We start from the raw sequence: 6,337 nt of genomic DNA, 5'->3' as shown, positions 1-6,337 counted from the left end.
ATCTTAACTTTTCTTTATTTTTCCAAAGTGGCTAACTTGTTCTTGCAATTTGCGTATAGAAAAAATGGAGTATGAATAATGAGAAAAATTAATTCAATCTATCTTCTAAACGATAATGAACTAAAAAATATCACTGGTGGAAATAACGCAGTAAATTGGATTCTTGCTGATATGGCGGATGCTTATTCAAATATGGTCTATTATCAGCACATGAAGCCCTCACCCATCAACAACTAATAATTTAAAGAGAAAGGATTGCGTAATAGCATGAAAAAATCGGAAAAATTTAATATTATAGAAAAAAAAGAATTAAAAAATATTAATGGTGGTGGATTCCTATCAGCAGCTTATGAATATCTTTTTTCAAATTCCATGGATATTGTAAAAAAGATGGGGAAAAGACAACCTTACTATGATCATTTATACAAAGACTTTAAATAAAAGTTTTCGTTAAACAATCTAATGGCAAATCTAATATAAAGGAGAGATTAAAATACTTAAATTACAAAACAAAAAAGTTAATAATAAATTTTATAAATCATTTTCTTTTTGGATCGCAATCTTATTAACACCTGAAATAGTTAAAGATTTATTTTTCGATCACATTTATACAGTAGCAAATTGGGGATCTCTTCTTTGTATTATAATGCTTCTATTCAATGCATTCTGTATAAATAAATCTTCAATTAACACAAATCGGGAAAAACGGTGACAATCAGTCACCGTTTTTCCACATCATATTTGTTACGGTTCCGTATATAATAATTAGTTAATTTAAACATCCTGAATAGGCTCGAATCTCTTGGACATATTTAGGCAGAATCATTAACATATGTTAGTGATCCTGCCCTTTTTATTTACCAATGGAATAGATTCAAAAGCGTATAAGCTAGAGAATTATCAGATGGTCCCTTTTTCATATTAACAATTGCGGACCAAGCTTTTCTCGTTTCTGTATTAAAAGATACATTCCCATTAGCAATCTTTAAACTAATCTGTTGAACTAAATCATGAACCAAGTTATCAAACACTAAGCCCTGACATTTTTCCTTCGATAATTTGAATATCCCATCGTTTAATAATTCTACTATTTGTTGATTCGTTTCGTTGTTAATGTTTAGTAAAAGATCTTGCTGAAACTCAATCAATAATTTTAACATTTTCTGTTGCTGATTATACTTCATCCCTCATATCTCAACTACCTTTCCTAACAGGATTTATTGACAACATTAAAAATCAAAAAGCAGGACTACTAACAAATTATGTTAGTGGTTCTACTTTTTTAATTATAGGGATTTCTGCAGTATTCCATTTAATCTAATTTTCGAATGTGATAATCCTTCCATGGGTATTAGGTGAATAATATAATTCATTTGATATATTTAGAGGGATTTTTTAATCATTTAGGTATATCAAGAAAGCTTAAATCTGAAATCAAGAAAAATTCTTCAACACTAGGCGACTTAAAATTAATTTAAAGGACCAAAAGTAAAATGAGTAGCACTTAGTCCATACCCTATGTTTAAATCTCGTAACTCCTTTTGCGTAGGATCATTTAATCTATCTTTTATGTACTGATAGAGCGCCCTATTCTTCCTAGGTAACGTCATAGGAACCATGAAATTATCATGGTAACTTTTATATATCTTCACACAAATCTGAATTTCATCTTTACCTTTTGTTAGCTCTTTTGCACTTTCTAAAAGACATTTTTTGTATTCCACAGGTTGGTTTGAAAGATCTTCATTGTACGAAGCGTCTATCAAATCAAATAATTTATTATTTTTCAATTAATTCACTTCCAAACTAAAAAAAATTTACATTAAAGTCATTACAAAATTATATATTTACCTGAATTGGGACCGAACTCTAAGTAGCGATTTGGTGAATTTCATTAACTAGCAAAGCTATCAAGTATTAAAGAAATTCTTCAACATCTTTATGTTTTATCCCAATTCATTAAAAATATTAGTAATTCCTTGTAAGTTTAATGATTCAACCGAAAATAATGATATTACATAGTAAAATATAAAGATGATAAATTTCATCTTCTTTAGCATTCTTTTCTCCCACTATTGATTAAAATACATAAGGCACAGAAAATAAAATTCTGTGCCTTATGTATTTAATTATATAATTATTTGAATATTATTTTAATGTTGGCGTAATCCTGTTAATCCATTTACCCATGAATTACCCCAACGATTAACACTTTCGTTCCAGGCTTGTCCCCAGTTTACTTTACATGTATGTTTTCCACAAGAAACTCCGTTACCGTAGTACTTACCTCCACTAATTAAAGACAATGAGTTTTCATCGATTACTTTTTTCATATTGACATATCTCCCTTTCATTTAATTACTCTTATACTATAATCAAAATATCAATTGAAAATATTCCCATTTGTCATCTATCTTTAATTAAACTATCTAAAGATACATTACATAATTTACAAAACTCTAATATATAATTCAAATCTGGATTTCTAGTACATGATTCATACTTAGATAAAGTAGATTGATCTATTCTCATATCAATAGACATTCTCCGTTGAGTAATTTTTTTATTTTTTCTTATACGTCTCATGTTTTCACATAATATAGGGTAAATATTCTTTCCGCCCTTAATAAGTCTGAGATTTTCAAATTGAATATTTTTTAACATTAATAGATTCCCTCCTAAATTAATTTTTATCCAGCAGTTTATCCTTATAATACTTAAAGAAAGTTTCCTTTCCTGTAATAATGGTTGTCTTACCACTCATCCCATAATGGATCTGAGAAGCAATATTAGACTCATTTTTAGATTCAGCCGTCACAATATAATACGTTCCTTTGTTTACTGGAACGGGAGCGACACTGATATTATTAATTACCCCATTAATAAGGATTGGTCTCGGTACATTACGCGTTATTTCTAATCGCATATGTTGACCTCTTTTTATAGATGAAATCTCTCTAGAGGAAACATAGCTCTGCAATTTTAAGATGCCATCTTTTCTTAAAATTGGATATATTTCAGCAATCTCAGAACCGGCCCCAACATACTTAGCATCTTTTACTGACTGATTATTCATATGAATAACTCCAGCTTTTTTGGCTTTAATATATGAACTATTTTTTAAATCGTTTAATTCCTTTAAATTAGATTTTAAATTTTTCTTTTGGGTCTTTAATTTAACTAATTCTTCTGAAATGCTTTTCATTTGTTCATTTTGTAAAGATGATAATTTGGTATTATTCGAATCTACATTATATTTACTATCATCGAAATCTTTTAATGAATCCTTTTGCTCGTTAATATTACTTACTTCATCATTGATATTATCAATTTGCTGTTGCAAGTTATTTAAGTAGCTATTTTTAACCGACGCTTTAGACTCAGCATCGGAAGTACTCTTTAATTCAGCACTATATCCATCATACAAATAACTATAATTAGCATTAGAGTCATAGTTCTTATTATTCTTTATAGCATCAAAAATATTCTGATAAGATTTTAGGTCATTTTCTTTCTGTTTTAAATTATTGTCATATAGGTTGGTCAATTGATTAATTTTCCCATTAGAAAAAGAAGATTTATCTTGTAATATTTGATTTTCAATATCATAAATGTTTCTTTGATTTAAATAACTTTTCAACAAATTCCGATATCCGAATTTATCATCAACATCAAAAGTATCTTGATTAGATTCGACGCCATTTTGAAAGATTTGTAGACTGGCAATCTGATCATTTATATCTTTCTTTTGACTCTGAATATTTTCAATCTTAATATCGTTTCCAGTATTTTTATAAGAAAGTAAAATATCTCCCTTTTTTACATATTTTCCTTCAGATAAATAGTTTTTTTGAATTGCACTATTGGAAGGTGACTGAACGATAGGAATATTTTGTCTACTGCCGAGATTTCCAAACGATTCAATTGTGACTTCACGTTTCATAAAAAAAGAAAAAATAACAATTAGAAGAAACAAACAAGCAATTGGAATTATCAGTAGACTGGAGAAATTATTAAATCTTTTATTATAGAATTCACTACTCTCTAAAAATTTTTTATCCATATAAATTTCCCCTAATTATTCAAAAGATCAAAGTAATAACCTTTTTTATTTACTAACTCTTGATGTGTTCCCTTTTCTACAATTCTTCCTTTATTCAACACTACAATATTATCTGTCTTTTTTGCGATAGATAGTCTATGAGCAATAAAGATGACCGTCAATCCTTTAATTTTCATCAAATTGTTCATAATATTATTTTCAGTTATAGAATCTAACCCACTAGTAGATTCATCAAATATTAAAACTTTGGCTGGAGACAGTAATGCCCTAGCAATGGTGATTCTTTGTTTTTGTCCACCAGATAAAGTATTACCGTTTTCGTCCAAAACAGTCTCAAACTGCAACGGCATTTTCTCTATATCTTCATCTATTTGGGCAATTTTACATGCTTCTAAAATATCCTCATTACTGATATTCTCTCTATTTCCCAAAGTTAGATTCTTTAGAATACTTCCTGAAAAAATGTAAGGTGTTTGAGGGATATAGTTAATAAATCGTCTCAAAACATATTTATCAATATTCTGAACATCATGTTCATTAATAGAAACCTTTCCTTTAATAGGTTTAAAAAAATCTACTAATAGCTTAACCAATGTTGATTTTCCAGACCCCCTCATTCCCACAATAGTAACCTTTTCACCAGAATGAATATCTAAAGTAATATCATTCAAAACATTTTCTCCATATCCGTAACTAAAATCAACGTTTGTTAATTTAATATCTCCGACTAATTGGGCAGACTTTTTAACCGTGCGTCTTTCTTTGAATTCGGAATCAACTAAGTAGACTTCATTCAACCTGTTATTAGCAACCTTTGCTGATTGTAATTTGGGCTGTAAATTAATAATATTCTGTAAAGGATTAACAAAATATGCAAGCAAAGCATTATAAGTCATTAATTGACCAACAGACAAACGATTCTTAGTCACCATAAGAGCTCCGACCCATAACACAACTACACTTAAAACTAATTGAATAAATAACTTTAACGCTTGTTGTAATGTGTCGGCTTTTATATAACTCAAGCTTTTCTTTAAATAATCCACAAACTCACTATCAATTTTAGAATATCGCTGGTCTTCACTAGTCAATGCTTTGATTGTTTCAATTCCATGAATATCTTCAATAATTGAAGAGTTTAAAACTGATCCACTCTCCATTTCTTTTTGATTTAATTTTTCGAATGGTTTAGAAAATATCCAAATTATTACTACATAAACAGGCAAGGAAATTAGTGTTATTAAAAATAAAGTTCCATTTTGAATTGCCAAAACAGTTCCCATTATAATTACAATTCCTAAATCCAAAAATATAGAAATTATTGTACTTGCTAAGGCATCAATAATCTTATTGGCATCATTAAATCTAGAAACAATCTCTCCTGTTTTTCTAGTAGCAAAGAAATCCATAGGCAATTCAAAAATATGACGAATATATCCCAAAATAATATCAATAGAAAGTCTTTGACCCAAAATAGATAATAAGAAATCTCTAGAATAGGTAAACATAGATTGGAAAACATAAAGAATAATCAATCCTAAAGAAATGATTGCTAAAGTATTGCTCATATTGTTAGGAATATATGTATCGATAACTGTTTGTAAGAAATAAGATCCTAAAATACTAATAATAGTTATCAACAATGCTGCCAAAATAATATTAACTACTAATCTTTTTTGTTTAAAAAGAACAGGCACAAATGAAAAAAGAGACCCTTTCTTATCAATTTTTTCAGGTTTATACTCTGAATTAGGTGCAAAAAATAGAGCCACACCCTTCCATTCAGAAGAAAATTTTTCGTAACTCATTTTAGTTACTTTAACTGTTGGATCAGGATCAGCCACAAGAATATATTTTTTTGTACATCCTAAAATCACATAGTAATGTTCCAATACTTTATTCTTTACCACATGTGCAATAAATGGATATGGAATATCTTTTTCTTTAAAAAGGGTCATATCTGTCTGAATAGCTTGGGTCTCAAAATTTAACTTTTGAGCCGTTTTTACCAAACCTAGGGCCGTGGTGCCTTCTCTGTTAGTTTTTGCAAAGTTACGCAACCTTGCTATAGAATAATTAGACCCATAATTCTTTAGAATCATAGCCAAAGCAGCCACTCCACAGTCACTTTCATCAACTTGGGATGTATAAATGTCCTTTCTTCTCATAAATAAAATATCTCCTATTAGCCTTCATCAACTAATACGTATTATATTTATATATGGCAGATTGTAAAATATAACCGAACACTAGTGGACACAAAAACCCATAAAG

At 28.9% G+C, this 6,337-nt stretch carries 8 protein-coding genes; 2 read left to right on the top strand and 6 right to left on the bottom strand.

Annotated features, from left to right (window positions below):
• Positions 1-78 precede the first annotated feature (78 nt).
• A complete protein-coding gene (locus tag FC88_RS12755) occupies positions 79-237 on the top strand; it encodes a bacteriocin (RefSeq protein WP_149029869.1) in 159 nt (52 codons plus the stop codon).
• Positions 238-267: 30 nt separating this feature from the next.
• Positions 268-441 carry a bacteriocin gene (locus tag FC88_RS03225; RefSeq protein ID WP_149029870.1) on the top strand — a complete coding sequence of 58 codons (174 nt, stop codon included), beginning with the start codon at positions 268-270 and terminating at the stop codon, positions 439-441.
• 416 nt (positions 442-857) lie between these two features.
• On the opposite strand, the gene FC88_RS03220 is transcribed toward FC88_RS03225, so the two are convergent.
• From FC88_RS03220 to FC88_RS03195, 6 genes are all read right to left on the bottom strand, one after another.
• On the bottom strand, positions 858-1,184 hold the full coding sequence (locus FC88_RS03220; RefSeq protein ID WP_057812724.1) for a hypothetical protein: 327 nt from the start codon (positions 1,182-1,184) through the stop codon (positions 858-860).
• Positions 1,185-1,469: 285 nt separating this feature from the next.
• Positions 1,470-1,790 (bottom strand): bacteriocin immunity family protein, encoded by a 321-nt coding sequence (locus tag FC88_RS03215; protein WP_057812722.1) that lies wholly within the window; start codon positions 1,788-1,790, stop codon positions 1,470-1,472.
• Between the two features lie 363 nt (positions 1,791-2,153).
• The gene (locus tag FC88_RS03210) at positions 2,154-2,354 is read right to left on the bottom strand and encodes a leucocin A/sakacin P family class II bacteriocin (protein WP_229239888.1); all 201 of its coding nucleotides are present in this window, start codon (positions 2,352-2,354) and stop codon (positions 2,154-2,156) included.
• Positions 2,355-2,406: 52 nt separating this feature from the next.
• Positions 2,407-2,664, bottom strand: coding sequence for a helix-turn-helix domain-containing protein (locus FC88_RS03205; protein WP_057812718.1), 258 nt, complete (start codon positions 2,662-2,664; stop codon positions 2,407-2,409).
• A gap of 19 nt (positions 2,665-2,683) precedes the next feature.
• Positions 2,684-4,063 carry a bacteriocin secretion accessory protein gene (locus FC88_RS03200; RefSeq protein ID WP_057812716.1) on the bottom strand — a complete coding sequence of 460 codons (1,380 nt, stop codon included), beginning with the start codon at positions 4,061-4,063 and terminating at the stop codon, positions 2,684-2,686.
• Between the two features lie 11 nt (positions 4,064-4,074).
• Complete coding sequence (locus FC88_RS03195) at positions 4,075-6,231, bottom strand: peptide cleavage/export ABC transporter (RefSeq protein ID WP_057812714.1); 2,157 nt, start codon at positions 6,229-6,231, stop codon at positions 4,075-4,077.
• Positions 6,232-6,337: the final 106 nt, after the last annotated feature.

Origin of the sequence: Companilactobacillus futsaii JCM 17355 (genome assembly GCF_001435505.1) — a bacterium.
GTDB classification, from domain to species: domain Bacteria; phylum Bacillota; class Bacilli; order Lactobacillales; family Lactobacillaceae; genus Companilactobacillus; species Companilactobacillus futsaii.
Note: the sequence above shows the minus strand (reverse complement) of the source record. Positions and strands in the feature narration are given on the sequence as shown.

Coding starts and splice junctions, on each gene's coding strand:
- FC88_RS12755 (WP_149029869.1), top strand. CDS start 79: ATGAGAAAAATTAATTCAATCTATCTTCTAAACGATAATGAACTAAAA.
- FC88_RS03225 (WP_149029870.1), top strand. CDS start 268: ATGAAAAAATCGGAAAAATTTAATATTATAGAAAAAAAAGAATTAAAA.
- FC88_RS03220 (WP_057812724.1), bottom strand. CDS start 1,184: ATGAAGTATAATCAGCAACAGAAAATGTTAAAATTATTGATTGAGTTT.
- FC88_RS03210 (WP_229239888.1), bottom strand. CDS start 2,354: ATGAAAGGGAGATATGTCAATATGAAAAAAGTAATCGATGAAAACTCA.
- FC88_RS03205 (WP_057812718.1), bottom strand. CDS start 2,664: ATGTTAAAAAATATTCAATTTGAAAATCTCAGACTTATTAAGGGCGGA.
- FC88_RS03200 (WP_057812716.1), bottom strand. CDS start 4,063: ATGGATAAAAAATTTTTAGAGAGTAGTGAATTCTATAATAAAAGATTT.
- FC88_RS03195 (WP_057812714.1), bottom strand. CDS start 6,231: ATGAGAAGAAAGGACATTTATACATCCCAAGTTGATGAAAGTGACTGT.